The sequence below is a fragment of the Thalassotalea insulae genome, assembly GCF_030161395.1.
Lineage (GTDB): Bacteria > Pseudomonadota > Gammaproteobacteria > Enterobacterales > Alteromonadaceae > Thalassotalea_E > Thalassotalea_E insulae.
In genome coordinates, this window is sequence record NZ_BSST01000001.1 from 3812757 (window position 1) to 3831155 (window position 18399).

The following is an 18399-nucleotide window of genomic DNA, read 5'->3' on the forward strand; positions in this document are numbered from 1 at the left end:
ATAGAAGTTTATTGCTCGCAATAAACTTCTACATATTTCTCATTAATGGCAATTTGTTGAGATTTTTCCACTTCAGATAGTACTTTTGCCGCACCATTGCTATCAGTGTATTGAATATTATCAAATCCTTTGAGTGTATTGAGATTAGTTTTAGCTTCCTGGCATTTATTATTTAAGTCTGTTTGATCTTCTTGTGTTGTTTGTTGTTGATCTTGTGTCTTTTCAGCGACAGTGTCTTTTTCTGGTTTTTTTTCAAGGTTAGATAAGGTTAATTCGGTATAGTTATCATGACTAGGCTGATTTTGGCTAAAATGGACAACGTTATTTTTATCAACCCAACGATATACAGTGAAATTGTCAGCAAACGACATTCCCGAAACACAGAGTAGAAGGAATCCAACATTTTTAATTGCGCTATATTTTTGCATAAACTGATGCCTGAACATTCGCTGCTTAAAGACATTTTAAGCAAGTCTCTATAATGAATATATAACAACTCAATTGCCAGTTTACAAATTTTAACCATATTTTCCTGCGCTTTGTTTGGTAAGAGTATGTTATCTGACGTGAACTATGATAAATTAGCGCCATTTTACCAGTTACTTAAATTTTAGATTTTATGCCAAATAGAGATAATTTACCTACAACGCCAACTAAGGGAATATATTTATTACCCAATTTACTAACCACGGCGGGGCTTTTTTCTGGTTTTTTTGCTGTTGTATCGTCGATGAATGGTCATTTTGAGGCGGCAGCAATAGCAATCTTTGTTGCGATGATATTTGACGGCCTTGATGGTCGTGTTGCGCGAATGACAAATACCCAAAGTGAGTTTGGCGCAGAGTATGACAGTATGGCCGATATGGTTTCATTCGGTATTGCCCCTGGCTTAGTGGCTTATAATTGGGCATTATCCGGCATGGGGAAATTTGGTTGGCTTGCTGCTTTTGTTTTTGTTGCCGCAGCTGCGCTTCGTTTAGCACGTTTTAATACACAAGTAGGTGTCGCTGATAAACGTTATTTTCAAGGCTTAGCGAGTCCCGCAGCCGCGGCGGTTATTGCAAGTCTGGTTTGGCTTGGCACAGAATACCAGGTCAATGGTCAAGATTTAGGCTTAGTATTTGGCATTATCACAATAGTGACAGGATTGTTGATGGTGAGTAACTTTAGGTATAACAGCTTTAAAGATGTTGACTGGAAGGGCAAAGTAAATTTTATTGTTGTGTTACTTATCGTTTTAGTCTTTGTTGTTGTAGCGGCAAGCCCTGCTGAATTATTAAGTGCTATTTTTATTCTTTATGCTGCTTCAGGACCAGTGACTACTATTCGTAGTGTTAAAAAACTAAAACTTGAGCATGTCGTTGGTGATGATCAAGATGCAGAATTTAAGTCGTCAAATGATCAATCCACCAATACCGAAGATAATATAAAGGATGCTAAAAATTCAAAAGGTAGCTAGTCTCATTTATCACTGGTTAGTGTTGCAGCTATATAGTTATTAAGAAAAAGTCCGTTATTCGGACTTTTTTTGTTTTTGTTATTGGAAAAAACATCACCTTTGTACTATTTTTAAGCATCCAGACGATTATTTCAAAAAAAGTGAAATTAACTGTTGACGTGGTCGCAAAAATCCCTAAAATGCGCATCCACTTCTCAGGGACAGCCCAGAGGAGTGTTTTGATAAGTTTAGTTATCGAATTTGATAGGTAAACGGGTCAGTTAAGTTAAGAAAAAGTGCTGCGGCGAAAAAGCTAAAGAAATTTTCAAAAACTTGTTGACATCAAAACTGAGTTGCGTAGAATGCGCATCTCGCTTCGGGCAAGGCTTCTAGCCAAATCGAAGTGTCGGAGTTAAACGAATGCGATTTAACTTCAGTTATCTCTTCTTTATATAGAAAAGATAACGTTCTTTAACAATTAGTTATCATGCAATTTGTGTGAGCACTCACATGAGATTGATTCGACAGCTACTTAGGTAGCAACAATAATCTCAGTGAAGATGTTCATACAAAACAATTATTACCTTCGGGTAGTAAGTAAGTTTTATTTGTACAGAATTCATTGAGTCGAGAGCTTGTCTCTCACAAACGATTTTTTAATTGAAGAGTTTGATCATGGCTCAGATTGAACGCTGGCGGCAGGCTTAACACATGCAAGTCGAGCGGAAACGAGAAGTACTTGTACTTCGGCGTCGAGCGGCGGACGGGTGAGTAATGCTTGGGAATATGCCTTAAGGTGGGGGACAACAGTTGGAAACGACTGCTAATACCGCATAATGTCTACGGACCAAAGAGGGGGACCTTCGGGCCTCTTGCCTTTAGATTAGCCCAAGTGAGATTAGCTAGATGGTGGGGTAATGGCCTACCATGGCGACGATCTCTAGCTGGTTTGAGAGGATGATCAGCCACACTGGGACTGAGACACGGCCCAGACTCCTACGGGAGGCAGCAGTGGGGAATATTGCACAATGGGGGAAACCCTGATGCAGCCATGCCGCGTGTGTGAAGAAGGCCTTCGGGTTGTAAAGCACTTTCAGTCGTGAGGAAAGGTGTAAGGTTAATACCTTTGCACTGTGACGTTAGCGACAGAAGAAGCACCGGCTAACTCCGTGCCAGCAGCCGCGGTAATACGGAGGGTGCGAGCGTTAATCGGAATTACTGGGCGTAAAGCGTGCGTAGGCGGTTAGTTAAGTCAGATGTGAAATCCCGGGGCTCAACCTCGGAACTGCATTTGAAACTGGCTAACTAGAGTATTGTAGAGGGTGGTGGAATTTCCAGTGTAGCGGTGAAATGCGTAGAGATTGGAAGGAACATCAGTGGCGAAGGCGGCCACCTGGACAAATACTGACGCTGAGGCACGAAAGCGTGGGGAGCAAACAGGATTAGATACCCTGGTAGTCCACGCCGTAAACGATGTCAACTAGCTGTCTGTGTTCTTGAAACGTGGGTAGCGTAGCTAACGCGCTAAGTTGACCGCCTGGGGAGTACGGCCGCAAGGTTAAAACTCAAATGAATTGACGGGGGCCCGCACAAGCGGTGGAGCATGTGGTTTAATTCGATGCAACGCGAAGAACCTTACCATCCCTTGACATCCAGCGAATTTTCTAGAGATAGATTAGTGCCTTCGGGAACGCTGAGACAGGTGCTGCATGGCTGTCGTCAGCTCGTGTTGTGAAATGTTGGGTTAAGTCCCGCAACGAGCGCAACCCCTATCCTTATTTGCCAGCGCGTAATGGCGGGAACTTTAAGGAGACTGCCGGTGATAAACCGGAGGAAGGTGGGGACGACGTCAAGTCATCATGGCCCTTACGGGATGGGCTACACACGTGCTACAATGGCGTATACAGAGTGCTGCAAGACCGCGAGGTGGAGCGAATCACTTAAAGTACGTCGTAGTCCGGATTGGAGTCTGCAACTCGACTCCATGAAGTCGGAATCGCTAGTAATCGCAAATCAGAATGTTGCGGTGAATACGTTCCCGGGCCTTGTACACACCGCCCGTCACACCATGGGAGTGGGATGCAAAAGAAGTAGTTAGTCTAACCTTCGGGAGGGCGATTACCACTTTGTGTTTCATGACTGGGGTGAAGTCGTAACAAGGTAACCCTAGGGGAACCTGGGGTTGGATCACCTCCTTATCTTGAACGAATTAACTTGTGTTGAGTGTTCACACACATTGTATGATAACGAATTAGAAGAAGACAAAGCCTTTGGGGCTATAGCTCAGCTGGGAGAGCGCCTGCCTTGCACGCAGGAGGTCAGCAGTTCGATCCTGCTTAGCTCCACCAACTTTATCTGAGTGACCTACTGGCGGTGAATACTAAAATAGGTCTGTAGCTCAGCTGGTTAGAGCGCACCCCTGATAAGGGTGAGGTCGGCAGTTCAAGTCTGCCCAGACCTACCAAATTCTTCGTTACTCTGCGTTAGTTCGCAGCTCGTGTAAAAAAGCCTACACGTCGCTACTAACTAGCTTGATTAACTTGAATTGAACGTACTTCTTCAAGGAACGAAAGGCCAAACTTAACGTATCATTTGATGATGATTTAAGTTTGGTTTTTTAAACCAAGTTTTTAGCCGAATGCGCGCTAATTACTACTTCTTTAACAATCTGGAAAGCTGATATATATCCCGATAAATGTTGGTGTCGCGCCAATATTTATCACCGATAATCCTTTCTCCTCGACCTATGTTGAGAAGGAAAGATTATCAACCGATAGTTGAAAAACTATCAAATTCTTATTCAAGATACTCTATTGAGTACGTGAAAATGTCAGGCTTTACAATTGTTGGGGTTTAGTCACCCTGGCGTACCAAACTATTTGGGGTTGTATGGTTAAGTGACTAAGCGTATGTGGTGGATGCCTTGGCAGTTAGAGGCGATGAAGGACGTGTTAATCTGCGATAAGCTGTGTTAAGCCGATAAAAGGCGTTATAGGCACAGATTTCCGAATGGGGAAACCCAGTTGCATAAGCAACTATTCTTTGGTGAATACATAGCCAAAGAAGGCGAACCGGGAGAACTGAAACATCTAAGTACCCCGAGGAAAAGAAATCAACCGAGATTTCCTTAGTAGCGGCGAGCGAACGGGAATTAGCCCTTAAGCGTGTGGGCGTTAGTGGAACAGTCTGGAAAGGCTGGCGATACAGGGTGATAGCCCCGTACACGAAAGCAAACACAACGTGAAAACGAGTAGGACGGAGCACGTGAAACTTTGTCTGAACATGGGGGGACCATCCTCCAAGGCTAAATACTCCTAACTGACCGATAGTGAACCAGTACCGTGAGGGAAAGGCGAAAAGAACCCCTGTGAGGGGAGTGAAATAGAACCTGAAACCGCATACGTACAAGCAGTGGAAGCCTTCGGGTGACTGCGTACCTTTTGTATAATGGGTCAGCGACTTATATTCTGTAGCAAGGTTAACCGATTAGGGGAGCCGTAGCGAAAGCGAGTGTTAACTGCGCGTTTAGTTGCAGGGTATAGACCCGAAACCCGGCGATCTACCCATGGGCAGGTTGAAGGTTGAGTAACATCAACTGGAGGACCGAACACACGTATGTTGAAAAATGCGGTGATGACCTGTGGGTCGGAGTGAAAGGCTAATCAAGCCGGGAGATAGCTGGTTCTCCCCGAAATCTATTTAGGTAGAGCCTCGCACGAATACCATTGGGGGTAGAGCACTGTTAAGGCTAGGGGGTCATCCCGACTTACCAACCCTTTGCAAACTCCGAATACCAATGAGTACTATGCGGGAGACACACTACGGGTGCTAACGTCCGTTGTGAAGAGGGAAACAACCCAGACCGCCAGCTAAGGTCCCAAAGTCATAGTTAAGTGGGAAACGATGTGGAAAGGCCCAGACAGCTAGGAGGTTGGCTTAGAAGCAGCCACCCTTTAAAGAAAGCGTAATAGCTCACTAGTCGAGTCGGTCTGCGCGGAAGATGTAACGGGGCTAAACTATGCACCGAAGCTGCGGATTTAATCTTAGGATTAAGTGGTAGGGGAGCGTTCTGTAAGCCGTTGAAGGTGAGTTGTAAAGCTTGCTGGAGGTATCAGAAGTGCGAATGCTGACATGAGTAACGATAAGGGGAGTGAAAAACTCCCCCGCCGAAAGACCAAGGTTTCCTGTCCCATGTTAATCAGGGCAGGGTAAGTCGGCCCCTAAGGCGAGGCGGAAACGCGTAGTCGATGGGAAACAGATTAATATTTCTGTACTTCTATATATTGCGAAGGAGGGACGGAGCAGGCTAGGCAGGCATGGCGTTGGTAGTCCATGTGAAAGTGTGTAGGTTGAGAGTTTAGGCAAATCCGGACTCTTAAGACTGAGACACGAGACGAGACTCTACGGAGTTGAAGCTGTTGATGCCATACTTCCAGGAAAAGCTTCTAAGCATCAGATATATAGGAACCGTACCCCAAACCGACACAGGTGGTTAGGTAGAGAATACTAAGGCGCTTGAGAGAACTCGGGTGAAGGAACTAGGCAAAATAGTACCGTAACTTCGGGAGAAGGTACGCTGTTGCTGGTGATGGGACTTGCTCCCTAAGCTGGTGACAGTCGAAGTAACCAGGTGGCTGGAACTGTTTATTAAAAACACAGCACTGTGCAAAATCGAAAGATGACGTATACGGTGTGACGCCTGCCCGGTGCCGGAAGGTTAATTGATTGGGTTAGCTCTGCGAAGCTCATGATCGAAGCCCCGGTAAACGGCGGCCGTAACTATAACGGTCCTAAGGTAGCGAAATTCCTTGTCGGGTAAGTTCCGACCTGCACGAATGGCGTAATCATGGCCACACTGTCTCCACCCGAGACTCAGTGAAATTGAAATTGCGGTTAAGATGCCGTATACCCGCGGCTAGACGGAAAGACCCCGTGAACCTTTACTATAGCTTGACAGTGAACATTGCTCCTACATGTGTAGGATAGGTGGGAGGCTTTGAAACCGCGTCGCTAGATGTGGTGGAGCCAACCTTGAAATACCACCCTTGTATGCGTGATGTTCTAACCTAGGGCCCTTATCGGGCTTGGGGACACTGTCTGGTGGGTAGTTTGACTGGGGCGGTCTCCTCCCAAAGAGTAACGGAGGAGCACGAAGGTTGGCTAAGTACGGTCGGACATCGTACGGTTAGTGCAATGGCATAAGCCAGCTTAACTGCGAGACAGACACGTCGAGCAGGTGCGAAAGCAGGTCATAGTGATCCGGTGGTTCTGTATGGAAGGGCCATCGCTCAACGGATAAAAGGTACTCCGGGGATAACAGGCTGATACCGCCCAAGAGTTCATATCGACGGCGGTGTTTGGCACCTCGATGTCGGCTCATCACATCCTGGGGCTGAAGTCGGTCCCAAGGGTATGGCTGTTCGCCATTTAAAGTGGTACGCGAGCTGGGTTTAGAACGTCGTGAGACAGTTCGGTCCCTATCTGCCGTGGGCGTTTGAGAATTGAAGAGGGCTGCTCCTAGTACGAGAGGACCGGAGTGGACGAACCACTGGTGTTCGGGTTGTCATGCCAATGGCATTGCCCGGTAGCTACGTTCGGAACTGATAACCGCTGAAAGCATCTAAGCGGGAAGCAGGCTTTGAGATGAGTTCTCACTGGAGCTTTAAGCTCCCTAAAGGGTCGTTGGAGACTACAACGTTGATAGGTCAGGTGTGTAAGGGTTGTGAGGCCTTGAGCTAACTGATACTAATTGCCCGTGAGGCTTAACCATACAACACCCAAGTGGTTTTAAAGTTGTAGACTGACATATCGTCGATGAAAAACGTTCATCCATGAACCTCATCGACATTAGTGCATCCATGCACGTCAAATCACGTACTCAGAATTGAATAAGAAGATTGAAACAGCTTTCCAAGATTGGTTAATTGAGCGAGAGCTTGATTAACGCCAGTTTATGTCTAGCGACAATAGCGTTGTGGCACCACCTGATCCCATGCCGAACTCAGAAGTGAAACGCAACTGCGCCGATGGTAGTGTGGGAGTTCCCATGTGAGAGTAGGTCATCGCTAGACTTCTATTAAAGAGAGCCCGATACGAAAGTGTCGGGCTTTTTGCTATGTATTTTTTAAGACGTAGAGTGTAGGCACCAAGCGCCGGTCGCTCTTAGACTTCCTGTCTTCGCGCCATTAGTCAATCCATCTATGTCAGTAGGACATCGCTAGACGCTTATTTAGGTCGAGCTGCCATCCATGGTTGCTCGAGATTATTACACCCATGTAGCCAAAAGCCCGCTACACTGTAACGTTTTTTTGCTTTTTGGCGTTTAAGCACTCATGTGCGCAAATTGAAAGAATGTCGAGGATGGGTAATGCTCATGTTAGTTAAGCCTATATGAGAGCGTTTATGCGCTCTTAAAGCCTTGCAATGAGGGATTACAATTAAGCTCTTGTCGTTACAAGTTGCAATGTAATTATTCAGAAAGGGGACCGGTAAAAACCGTTAGCAATATTGCATTAACTAGATATAGATCTGCTAAAATGTCGAATTACGTGAGTTTTTGATTATCTAGCTATAGGGAGATTAATCCTTATTGAAAGAAGTCATTAGGCTGAATTAGCTGTATATAGATTATTATATTAAATGCAAAAGCCAATAGTAAGTTGTCTATTGGCTTAATGAAAGCTGGATTATTTACCGATAGATATTGTTAAATGGTCAAATATTTTTATTTTATCGATAACATTAACGACATGTTCGTGTGTGGTATCAACATTAGGTATTACTACCGCGCTATTCGTATTATTTGTTGCTAAGTAATTCTCAATTCGAGCAGGTAGTCTTTCTATATCAACAATTTTACCGTTAAAGGATACTAAACCTGTCTCAGATATTGTCACTACTATTACAGGGTTATTTTGATTATTTGCTGATTTCTGTGCTTTAGGGCGATTTACTTCTAAGCCTTCTTCTCTAACAAATGAAGTGGTAACAATGAAAAATATTAGTAATATGAAGACGATATCAAGCATTGGCGTCATATCGACATCACCTTCATTTCGTTCTTCATAAAATTTCTTTCTAGCCATAATTATTCTTAGTTTTATTTTAGTTGTTTTATTACTATCTACGATCTTTTTCGTAAATGAAAGTGTTATTTACATTTAATTAATAAAAAATTGATAAATTTGGCATTAGGTATCTAAAATTTAGTCAATCAAAAAATATATACAGGCGTAGCAGTCGATAGATTTAATATAGAAATAAAGTGGTTTTTTAAGTGATAAATTAAAGAAGTATAAGGTCTAGGAAGTGGTGGACGATACTGGGCTTGAACCAGTGACCCCCGCCTTGTAAGGGCGGTGCTCTCCCAACTGAGCTAATCGTCCATATAGTATATGAATCATGAGTGTAAATATTTGGTGGACGATACTGGGCTTGAACCAGTGACCCCCGCCTTGTAAGGGCGGTGCTCTCCCAACTGAGCTAATCGTCCAAATATTTATATACAGAGAATTTGTTTTAAAGCAAAGTGGTGGACGATACTGGGCTTGAACCAGTGACCCCCGCCTTGTAAGGGCGGTGCTCTCCCAACTGAGCTAATCGTCCGTCTCTGTGGTGGCGTATTATAGGTGGAACACAAAAACTGTCAACAAAAACTAAAGCATTTTTTCTATTTTTTTCACTAATTTGAATCAAGTGCTTTAATTTTCATCATAGTGGTGCTTTTGTGAGCTTGACTAAACAGGTGGAGATGAAAAATTAGCTATAGAGAGGATGTTTTCCATGACGTAGCCTGATAAAATGCCGCTAATTTTTTCAAGTTCATTTTACTGGTTACTATAACTGGTAAATAACAATTAAACAGTGTGGATTTTAATATGAGTTTAACGACACGTTTTGCGCCAAGCCCAACCGGTTACTTACATGTTGGCGGGGCGAGAACTGCTCTTTACAGTTGGTTATATGCGAAAAAGAATGGTGGAGATTTCATTTTACGTATTGAAGACACGGATCTTGAACGTTCAACTCAGGAATCCGTTGATGCCATTATGGATGGTATGAATTGGCTAAATCTTGAATGGACTAAAGGGCCATATTTTCAAACAGAACGTTTTGATCGTTATAAAGAAGTTATTCAGCAGTTGATTGACTCTGGTAATGCCTATCGTTGTTATTGTACGCCAGAAGAAGTTGAGGCGATGCGAGAAGAAGCACGCGCTAACGGTGAAAAAGAGAAATATAACGGTATGTGGCGTGATCGTACGGATTACCCTGAAGACAAACCTTATGTCATTCGTTTTAAAAATCCATTAGATGGCAATGTGGTTATTAATGATCTGGTCAAAGGCGATATCACTATTGCCAATGAAGAGTTAGATGATTTAATCATCGCGCGCTCAGACGGCTCCCCTACCTATAATTTAACTGTTGTCGTTGATGATTGGGACATGGGAGTTACTCATGTTGTTCGAGGCGACGACCATGTTAATAATACGCCACGTCAAATTAATATTTTAAAAGCGCTTGATGCACCTTTACCTGAATATGCTCATATTCCAATGATTTTAGGAGATGATGGCAAACGTTTATCAAAAAGACATGGTGCTGTCAGTGTGATGCAATATCGTGATGATGGTTATTTGCCTGAAGCGTTATTGAATTATTTGGTACGTTTAGGGTGGTCACATGGTGATCAGGAAATATTCTCACGTGAAGAAATGATTGAATTGTTCGATCTAACGGGCTGTAATCGTGCACCGTCAGCGTTTAATACTGAAAAGCTTATTTGGGTTAATCAGCACTATATGAAAAACTTAGCACCAAGCTATGTTGCTGAACATTTAGCCTGGCATATGGCTGATCAGGGAATTAACACAGAAACTGGGCCTGATTTAGCTGAAGTTGTCAAGGTTCAGGCCGATCGCGTTAAAACGCTCAAAGAAATGGCACAGATATCACGTTATTTTTATCAAGAATATAATGAGTTTGATGCAACAGCATTGAAGAAACATTTACGCCCGGTGGCACAGCAGCCATTAGAAGTAGTGAAAACTAAACTGGCTGCATTAACTGAGTGGTCGGCAGAAAATATTCATCAGGCAATTAATGACACCGCTGACGAGTTAGAAGTTGGTATGGGAAAGGTTGGTATGCCACTTCGGGTTGCAGCAACAGGGGCAGGTAATTCGCCATCATTAGATGTTACTCTTGCTTTACTTGCTAAAGATGTAGTGTTGGCTCGTATTGATAAAGCATTAGCTGCTATTGCTGAACGTATTGCCAATAGCTAATTTACTTATTTAATTATCATTTTGAGGCACTTTATCTTTAACTGTATAAAGTGCCTTTTTTTACTCCCTTTCTAATTTGCAGTTGTTCTGCTTTAATTTATTGGCATAAGTTACTAATAGTTTGTTAATCTAACAAAAAATTTTAGCATAACGCTAACCTTTTTCTATTAAATCATTGATTAATAAGGTTATATTGTTTTGGCGTGTGCCTTGCTTGTAAACCGCTAATAGTGATTGATTATCTAGAAGGGAATATTGGATGCCAGTAGTAGTAGAAGATCGACCGATAGAGTCGGTGAGAGAAGAAGTTATTGATCAACTGATTATGAATTACAGCCATGGAAAGCTTTCTTTTGAAGCGTTTGAACGCCGCTTAGATATTGCTATGGCAAGTAATGTTCACAAAGAAATCGCCGCTCTTGCTGAAGACCTTGAACTCAATGTTGATAAGGAATATGCCGAGAGTAAGCGAAACGACTTTTTTGCTAATGTTGCGCCATCAAAAAATGAGGACGTTGATTATTTAGTGAGTATTTTTGGTGGTAATAATCGCAGTGGCTATTGGACGGTAGCAAAAGAATTAAGAGCTATTAGTATTTTTGGTGGCAGTTCCATTGACTTTAGTGAAGCGAAATTTTCACAGTTACATATTACCGTTAAAGTATTTTGCTTATTTGGAGGGGATAACATTTATATTCCAGCGAATGTTAATGTTGTCTCGAAAGCGTTTTGTATTTTTGGAGGGGTAAATAATAAGGCACCGTCAGTTGCCGATAGAAATGCGCCGACAATTATTATCGAAGGACTTTGTTTGTTTGGTGGTTTGAATATTAAATTAAAACGGACAATTAAAGAAAGGTTTGTTTCCTTTGCTGATAATATGAAAAAGATGTTTAATTAAGCATAAGATAAAAACGGCAGCGAAGAATTCATCTCTGCCGTTTTATTTAGTTAAAACATTTTAGTTTGCTGTAACCTTGTTAGCAGTACAATAGAAAACAAAGCGCTATATAACCCATAAACGACGATCATCCACTGTGGCATACTATAACCTAGGAACTGCCAACTTATTTCACCACAATCGCCAGTAGCGGCAAATAACGATGGTAACCATTCATGAAGTGGTGCCCATTGTGGAAAGTTTGGAATAATCTCGCAGCCGAATAAAAATGAGGTTGTTGATGATTGTATTTCAACATGCTCAATTGCGATTAATAATCCCCAAATGGCACCGACTCCCCAGAAAGCATATGCAATTAATCTGAATAATACTTGTTGACACCCGAAGTAACCGATAATACCAGCAAGAAATATCGCCCAGATAGCAACGCGTTGGTAGATACACATAATACAAGGCTTAAGATCTAAGATGTATTGAAAAAATAGGGCAGCGAACTCTAAGGCCAATGCACTCAAGGCTAAAAGCAGCCAAGCATTTTTATTAACAGATAAATTACTAAAAAATTTCACGAAAAATCCTAATCATTATTTTTGTAGATAAGAGTATAAAAGTTAGTAAAAAATTTCACTATGGCTTTTGTAATAAATATTTATGAGAGAAATGAAAAACGCCTTAAGTTGTTGCTTAAGGCGTTTAATAAAAAATCAGTGATTAATGTTAATGGTGCTGCGAGTTGTTCGCCGCTCCATCTGTCACTTTATGATGTTTAATAATACCTGATTCATAATAATCTGCAGTTTTAGACTCTAATAGGCCAGTTGAGATAGCCAACATACCGACAATGGTTAATACGATAGTGTAAGGGAGAGCCATAATGACCATACGCCCGTATGACAATCTAATTAACGGTGCTAATGCTGATGTTAATAGGAATAAAAATGCTGCTTGCCCATTAGGTGTGGCAACACTTGGTAAATTGGTACCCGTGTTAATAGCTACCGCAAGTAAGTCAAATTGATCTCGCGTAATAGTACCTGCAGCGAGCGCTTTTTGAACTTCAGTAATATAAACCGTACCAACAAAAACATTATCACTTACCATAGATAATAAGCCATTAGCTAGGTAAAACATGACTAATTGCATATTACCTTCGAATGTTAATACCCAGGTAATAACCGGTGTGAATAATTGTTGATCAATGATAACTGCTACTACAGCAAAGAAGACAGCTAAAAGTGCGGTAAACGGTAGCGCTTCTTCAAACGCATGTCCTATTTGGTGCTCTTCTGTAATACCGGTGAATGTAGTCGCTAAAATAATGACTGATAAACCTATCATGCCCACTGGGGCTAAATGAAGGGCTAAGCCAATAATTAACCAAATGCCGATTAATCCTTGCATGACCAATTTGACATTATCGCGTATGTTACGTTTTTTACTTTCTTCAACATCAAAGTCATTTAAAATGGTGTAAACATTCGCGGGTATTTTTACGCCGTATCCAAACCATTTTACTCTTTCTAGTAACACACAAGTTAACATGCCTGAAATGAAAACTGGGATGGTAACAGGCGACATGCGAACAGCAAATTCTATAAATTCCCAGCCAGCTTGCTGTCCAATGATCAAGTTTTGTGGTTCACCAACAATAGTGCAAACGCCACCTAATGCTGTACCAACGCCAGCATGCATCATCAGATTTCTTAAATAACCACGGAATTGTTGAAGATCATTTCGAGAATATTCAGTGACTTCGTTATCTGATGTATGGTCATGCTCATGGTGAGCCTCTTTACCTGATGCGACTTTGTGATAAACAGAATAGAAGCCTACCGCAACACTAATGATTACGGCGATAACGGTTAGTGCATCTAAGAACGCTGATAAAAATGCGCCAGAGAAACAAAATAATAGGGATACTAAAGTTTTTGAGCGTACCTTAGTGATAATTTTAGTAAATAAAAACAACAATAAATTCTTCATAAAGTAGATGCCAGCTACCATAAAGATAAGTAGCAGGATCACTTCAAAATTAATCACCATTTCATGCATAACTTGTTTTGGAGAGGTCATGCCAATGGCAACTGCTTCTATTGCCAACAAACCCCCAGGCTGTAGAGGGTAGCATTTTAATGCCATTGCTAAGGTAAAGATAAACTCAATAACTAAGGCCCAACCTGCAATGTAAGGATTGACATAGAAAAACAATATTGGGTTTAAAACAAGAAATGCGATAATGGCTAATTTATACCATTCTGGCGAATTCCCCAGAAAGTTCTTATAAAAAGCACTCATAAATGATTGTTGCATAATGAACCTTTTGTTATGTACGACAATAGTTACTAAGGTATTGTCATTGTTATTAATTATTAAGTACTGATTTCTAGTGTAAGCATTAAAGTTAACCTTGTAAATTAGAATAGCTTTTAACTGCTACGAAAAAGTAAGATTTTTTGAGCAGAGCTAAATAAGCTTTTAATAGTTTGTATTACTTAGGTTACTGGGATGTAAACAGAGCGTATTTTTATCAATTTAGGGCTGTATATAGCGATGAGGCTTTGATTTACAATAAAGTTTGTGAGTCGTACTCTATCTCGGTTGAGTTTATAATTTCAGACCGTAATAATAATGAGCAAGTTAAGCGCCTGTTTATTTAAATGCCTGCAATAAGCCGTTCAAGAGGGAAAATTTACACTTGGCTGTCTTCGCTCCGTTCAACATTTAAGCCAACAATAAAATTCCCCTTAACGCGGCGTTAATCATTTAGGAGATCTGGTGAAAACTATTACCAATACTACTTTACTATTATTGAGTTTTACGGCACATAGAGAAGAAACACTAGAACAAAAAATATGAAAACTGATACGGAGTTATTTGACTCATTTAATAAGTGCTCGATTGACTCTGAATTGAAAAACATGAGTTATTCTATGATGTTAACCTTGAATTTCATCACGACCAAGCAGGCGTAAGTTGGGACCGGAAAGTCGTAATTGATTCCATAAGAACGACTGTTTGTCGGCAATCTAATCTGCTATTTACAACGTTAAATTCTCAGGCAGTGTAAAACATGTATGATCAGTTAAATTAACTTTGTCTGATCTAGCTTGTACCAAAATTATCTTCTGGTACAATCAGTTTTAACTTCCCAATTTATAATGAGTTTCGTGGAGCCCATGGTTATTAAAGCACAAAGTCCGGCAGGATTTGCAGAACAGTATATTGTTGAATCTATCTGGAACGGTGGGTTTCCACCTGGTTCAATTTTACCAGCAGAACGAGAGTTGTCTGAATTAATTGGTGTTACTCGTACTACGCTAAGAGAAGTGTTACAACGATTGGCTCGTGATGGCTGGTTGACCATAAAACATGGTAAGCCAACGCGAGTGAATAATTTTTGGGAAACATCAGGGTTAAATATTCTTGAAACATTAGCGCAATTAGATCAGGACGGTATTCCAGATCTAGTAGATAACTTAATGTCTGCTCGTACTAACATCAGCGCTATTTATGTTCGTGGTGCTATTAAGAATAATCCCGAGAAAACGATAGAGTTACTGCAAGCATACGAGTCTATTGCTGATAATGGTGAAGCCTTTGCCGAATTTGATTATCAGTTGAATAAAGAACTGGTAGTCGCTTCAGGTAACTCTATTTATTTATTGATTTTAAATGGTTTTAGAGGTTTATATTCTCGTTTAGGTTCTTTGTATTTTGCTCACCCAACAGGGCGGGAAATCTCTCGTCAGTATTATCAAAAACTGATCGAGTTAGCAAAAGAAGGCAAACATGATGAGTCTGTGTTTACCGTGCGAAAATACGGTATTGAGTCAGGTAAATTATGGGCAGAACTTAAAGATGACGTACTAAAAGAGTTATCTGAATAAACAGTATATCCGGTTGAATTAGATGAAAAGGCAAGCGGTTAGCTTGCCTTTTCTTTATCCACTTCCGCAGGGGGAATTTGAGCGATGATTTCTTCTTGACCTTCTTTATTATCCTGTACTAATTTGACATCAAATTGCCATAAATAATACAAATGCTTTAATACTTCATCTTTAGAGTCGGCGAGTGGGATATCCTGATGTGGTGTGTATTTTAAGGTTAAAGAACGGTCACCGTTAACATCTGCCTTAGTGATCTGAATATTCGCTTCTAAATTACTAAGATTGTATTGATTTGATAAGGTATTACGAATTTTTTGATAGCCTCTACTGTTATGGATTGACGCTATTTCGATAAAATTATCGTTTTCATCATCATGTATATGAAATAGTTTGAAATCTCGTATCAATTTAGGTGATAAAAACTGGCTGATGAAACTTTCATCTTTAAAATTTTCCATAGCAAAATGTACAGTGTCTAACCAGTTACTACCTGCGATATCCGGGAACCATTGTTTATCTTCTTCTGTTGGTGATTGGCAAATACGTTTAATATCGATAAACATGTTAAAACCCAGTGCGTAAGGGTTAATGCCAGAGTAATAAGGGCTGTTATAATCAGGTTGAGCCACGACATTGGTATGATTATGTAAAAATTCCATCATAAACTGGTCGCTTACTAAGCCTTCATCATACATGTGATTTAAAATAGTGTAGTGCCAAAAACAGGCCCAACCCTCATTCATTACTTGTGTTTGTTTTTGAGGGTAAAAATATTGCGATACTTTTCGGACAATACGTACTATCTCTCGTTGCCAGGGTTTAAGTAATGGCGCATTTTTTTCAATAAAATAGAGAATATTTTCCTGTGGTTCACTTGGGAAGTTTTCTTTCTTTTTGGCACCTTTTGCATTGCTATTTGGAATTGTACGCCACAGGGTATTAACTTGAGATTGTAGGTACTCCTCTCGTGCTTTTTGTCGCTCTAATTCTTGCTCTAACGAGATTTTTTGGGGCCGCTTATAGCGGTCTACACCTTGATTCATTAGGGCATGGCAAGCATCTAAGCAAGCTTCTACTTCGTCAATTCCATACTTATTCTCACACTTTGCAATATAGTTTTTGGCAAATAGTAAGTAATCAATAATTGAACTAGCATCTGTCCACGCTTTAAATAAATAATTACCTTTAAAAAAAGAATTATGACCATAGCATGCGTGCGCCATTACTAACGCTTGCATTGTCATTGAATTTTCTTCCATTAGGTAGGAGATACACGGATCTGAATTGATGACAATTTCATAAGCCAGGCCCATTTGGCCCCGCTTATATGTTTGCTCTGTTTGGATGAATTTTTTACCAAAGGTCCAATGATTATAACCAATAGGCATGCCAACACTGGCATAGGCATCCATCATTTGTTCTGCGGTGATCACTTCTATTTGATTGGTGTAAGTGTCTAAACGATAGTGCTTTGCAATACGTTCGATTTCACATTGATATTGTTCAAGCAGCTCGAAAGTCCAGTCTGGTCCATCTGAAAGCATTTTTTTCTTTTTGGCCATAATGACTCCTTAAGCGATGGTTAGGCGACTTTTTGGCTATCTTTTTTAAATAGCTCTCTAAATACTGGATAAATATCTTCGACGGAGCGAATATGCTGCATTGCAAAGTGTTTATGCTGTTCAGCAACCTGCAGATAATATTGCCATAAGGTTTGGTGTGCTCGTTGGGTGATTTCGATATAAGCAAAATATCGTGCAATGGGTAAAATCTTTTCTGACATTAACTCTTTGCAATGTGGTGAATCATCAGCCCAATTGTCACCGTCTGATGCCTGAGCACCATAGATATTCCACTCTCTTGGGTTATAACGGTCGTCCATTATTTTTACCATTAACTCTAATGCGCTGGAGGCTATGGTTCCGCCTGTTTCTTGAGAGTAGAAAAACTCCTGTTCGTCTACTTCTTTAGCTTGCGTATGATGGCGAATATAGACGACATCTATGGTTTTATAGGTTCGGGTGAGAAATAAATATAATAGTATATAAAATCGTTTTGCTATGTCTTTGGTTGCTTGATCCATTGAGCCAGAAACGTCCATTAAACAAAACATCACCGCTTTGGATGTTGGTACTGGTTGTCTGGCGTAATTTCTAAAGCGTAAGTCAAAAGTATCAATAAAAGGCACTTTGTTGATTTTTTCTTTGAGCTTTTTGATTTCCAGTTTCAGCGCTTTGATTTCTTTAATGTGCTCATGGGTATCATTTTCTAATTCAAATAGCTGTTGCTCTAGCTCTTTTAGAGATCTGCGCTTGCTTGATGTCATCGCAATGCGTCTGGCAATAGAACCTTGTAATGATTTAACTATGTCAATGTTAGCCGGAACACCTTCTGCACAATAGCCTGAACGTACGGTTTTATAATCGATCAGTTTATCCAGTTGGTTTTTTTCCAGATTAGGTAGCTCTAGATCTTCAAACAATAAGTTAAGGTATTCATCTTTAGAGATTGAAAAGACAAAATCGTCTTCTCCTTCACCCGAGTTGCTAGCTTCTCCTTGCCCACTGCCTTGACCTTGTTGTTGAGGAGGGCGTTTGATTTTATCTCCCTCACTGTATTGATCATTGCCAGGGTGTATTCTATCTTTCACGCCACCTTTACCTTGATGAAATACTGGTTCACTGAGATCTTTTTTGGTAATAGTGATGTTTTCGCCGCTGTCAACATCGGTGACCCCACGCTTATTGACAGCTTGTTCGACGGATTTTTTGATTTGAGATTTATAGCGACGAATAAAGCGCTGCCGATTGACAGTGCTTTTGTTCTTACTGTTTAACCTTCTATCGATAAAATTGGCCATCTAACTACCTCTATTAACCAGGG

The 18399-nt window shown here is 40.9% G+C and carries 10 protein-coding genes, 5 tRNA genes and 3 rRNA genes; 9 read left to right on the top strand and 9 right to left on the bottom strand.

The window, feature by feature from the left end; all coding sequences use genetic code 11:
- Positions 1-8 precede the first annotated feature (8 nt).
- Positions 9-428, bottom strand: a complete 420-nt coding sequence (locus tag QQK06_RS17090) for a DUF4124 domain-containing protein (protein ID WP_284246013.1) — start codon at positions 426-428, stop codon at positions 9-11.
- Positions 429-619: 191 nt separating this feature from the next.
- On the opposite strand from QQK06_RS17090, the gene pssA reads away from it, so the two are divergent.
- The 6 genes from pssA (at position 620) to rrf (ending at position 7509) form a co-directional block, all read left to right on the top strand.
- Complete coding sequence (gene pssA, locus QQK06_RS17095) at positions 620-1459, top strand: CDP-diacylglycerol--serine O-phosphatidyltransferase (RefSeq protein ID WP_284246014.1); 840 nt, start codon at positions 620-622, stop codon at positions 1457-1459.
- Between the two features lie 636 nt (positions 1460-2095).
- Positions 2096-3636: ribosomal RNA gene (locus QQK06_RS17100) — 16S ribosomal RNA — on the top strand.
- A 74-nt stretch (positions 3637-3710) separates the two neighbouring features.
- A tRNA-Ala gene (locus QQK06_RS17105) sits at positions 3711-3786 on the top strand.
- Positions 3787-3825: 39 nt separating this feature from the next.
- Positions 3826-3902: transfer RNA gene (locus tag QQK06_RS17110), tRNA-Ile, on the top strand.
- A 427-nt stretch (positions 3903-4329) separates the two neighbouring features.
- Positions 4330-7208: ribosomal RNA gene (locus QQK06_RS17115) — 23S ribosomal RNA — on the top strand.
- A gap of 186 nt (positions 7209-7394) precedes the next feature.
- Positions 7395-7509, top strand: a 5S ribosomal RNA gene (gene rrf / locus QQK06_RS17120).
- The 16S, 23S and 5S rRNA genes sit together here with 2 tRNA genes alongside, the layout of an rRNA operon.
- Positions 7510-8124: 615 nt before the next feature.
- Here the strand turns inward: rrf and QQK06_RS17125 are convergent.
- The 4 genes from QQK06_RS17125 to QQK06_RS17140 all read right to left on the bottom strand — a co-directional run bounded on the left by QQK06_RS17125 (position 8125) and on the right by QQK06_RS17140 (position 9043).
- Entirely contained in the window at positions 8125-8523 is a 399-nt protein-coding gene (locus QQK06_RS17125) for an ExbD/TolR family protein (protein ID WP_284246015.1), read from the bottom strand.
- Positions 8524-8747: 224 nt separating this feature from the next.
- Positions 8748-8823, bottom strand: a tRNA-Val gene (locus QQK06_RS17130).
- Between the two features lie 31 nt (positions 8824-8854).
- Positions 8855-8930: transfer RNA gene (locus tag QQK06_RS17135), tRNA-Val, on the bottom strand.
- Between the two features lie 37 nt (positions 8931-8967).
- Positions 8968-9043: transfer RNA gene (locus QQK06_RS17140), tRNA-Val, on the bottom strand.
- 272 nt (positions 9044-9315) lie between these two features.
- On the opposite strand from QQK06_RS17140, the gene gltX reads away from it, so the two are divergent.
- Together gltX and QQK06_RS17150 are read left to right on the top strand one after the other, a co-directional pair.
- The gene (gene gltX, locus QQK06_RS17145) at positions 9316-10728 is read left to right on the top strand and encodes a glutamate--tRNA ligase (protein ID WP_284246016.1); all 1413 of its coding nucleotides are present in this window, start codon (positions 9316-9318) and stop codon (positions 10726-10728) included.
- Positions 10729-10987: 259 nt separating this feature from the next.
- Positions 10988-11629 carry a DUF1707 domain-containing protein gene (locus QQK06_RS17150; RefSeq protein ID WP_284246017.1) on the top strand — a complete coding sequence of 214 codons (642 nt, stop codon included), beginning with the start codon at positions 10988-10990 and terminating at the stop codon, positions 11627-11629.
- Between the two features lie 50 nt (positions 11630-11679).
- Here the strand turns inward: QQK06_RS17150 and dsbB are convergent, their stop codons facing one another.
- Positions 11680-12198 (bottom strand): disulfide bond formation protein DsbB, encoded by a 519-nt coding sequence (gene dsbB / locus QQK06_RS17155; RefSeq protein ID WP_284246018.1) that lies wholly within the window; start codon positions 12196-12198, stop codon positions 11680-11682.
- 148 nt (positions 12199-12346) lie between these two features.
- Positions 12347-13939 (bottom strand): sodium/proton antiporter NhaB, encoded by a 1593-nt coding sequence (nhaB, locus tag QQK06_RS17160; protein WP_284246019.1) that lies wholly within the window; start codon positions 13937-13939, stop codon positions 12347-12349.
- 866 nt (positions 13940-14805) lie between these two features.
- Here nhaB and fadR point away from each other — a divergent pair.
- Positions 14806-15516, top strand: a complete 711-nt coding sequence (fadR, locus tag QQK06_RS17165; RefSeq protein ID WP_284246020.1) for a fatty acid metabolism transcriptional regulator FadR — start codon at positions 14806-14808, stop codon at positions 15514-15516.
- Between the two features lie 38 nt (positions 15517-15554).
- Here the strand turns inward: fadR and QQK06_RS17170 are convergent, their stop codons facing one another.
- Both QQK06_RS17170 and QQK06_RS17175 read right to left on the bottom strand, forming a co-directional pair.
- Positions 15555-17078 carry a SpoVR family protein gene (locus tag QQK06_RS17170; protein WP_284246021.1) on the bottom strand — a complete coding sequence of 508 codons (1524 nt, stop codon included), beginning with the start codon at positions 17076-17078 and terminating at the stop codon, positions 15555-15557.
- Positions 17079-17098: 20 nt separating this feature from the next.
- Positions 17099-18376, bottom strand: coding sequence for a YeaH/YhbH family protein (locus tag QQK06_RS17175; RefSeq protein WP_284246022.1), 1278 nt, complete (start codon positions 18374-18376; stop codon positions 17099-17101).
- Between the last annotated feature and the right edge of the window lie 23 nt (positions 18377-18399).

Excerpts from the sequence above, each read along its gene's own strand:
- QQK06_RS17175 (WP_284246022.1), bottom strand. The coding sequence starts at position 18,376 with ATGGCCAATTTTATCGATAGAAGGTTAAACAGTAAGAACAAAAGCACT.
- nhaB (WP_284246019.1), bottom strand. The coding sequence starts at position 13,939 with ATGCAACAATCATTTATGAGTGCTTTTTATAAGAACTTTCTGGGGAAT.
- QQK06_RS17150 (WP_284246017.1), top strand. The coding sequence starts at position 10,988 with ATGCCAGTAGTAGTAGAAGATCGACCGATAGAGTCGGTGAGAGAAGAA.
- QQK06_RS17125 (WP_284246015.1), bottom strand. The coding sequence starts at position 8,523 with ATGGCTAGAAAGAAATTTTATGAAGAACGAAATGAAGGTGATGTCGAT.
- pssA (WP_284246014.1), top strand. The coding sequence starts at position 620 with ATGCCAAATAGAGATAATTTACCTACAACGCCAACTAAGGGAATATAT.
- fadR (WP_284246020.1), top strand. The coding sequence starts at position 14,806 with ATGGTTATTAAAGCACAAAGTCCGGCAGGATTTGCAGAACAGTATATT.
- QQK06_RS17090 (WP_284246013.1), bottom strand. The coding sequence starts at position 428 with ATGCAAAAATATAGCGCAATTAAAAATGTTGGATTCCTTCTACTCTGT.
- gltX (WP_284246016.1), top strand. The coding sequence starts at position 9,316 with ATGAGTTTAACGACACGTTTTGCGCCAAGCCCAACCGGTTACTTACAT.
- QQK06_RS17170 (WP_284246021.1), bottom strand. The coding sequence starts at position 17,078 with ATGGCCAAAAAGAAAAAAATGCTTTCAGATGGACCAGACTGGACTTTC.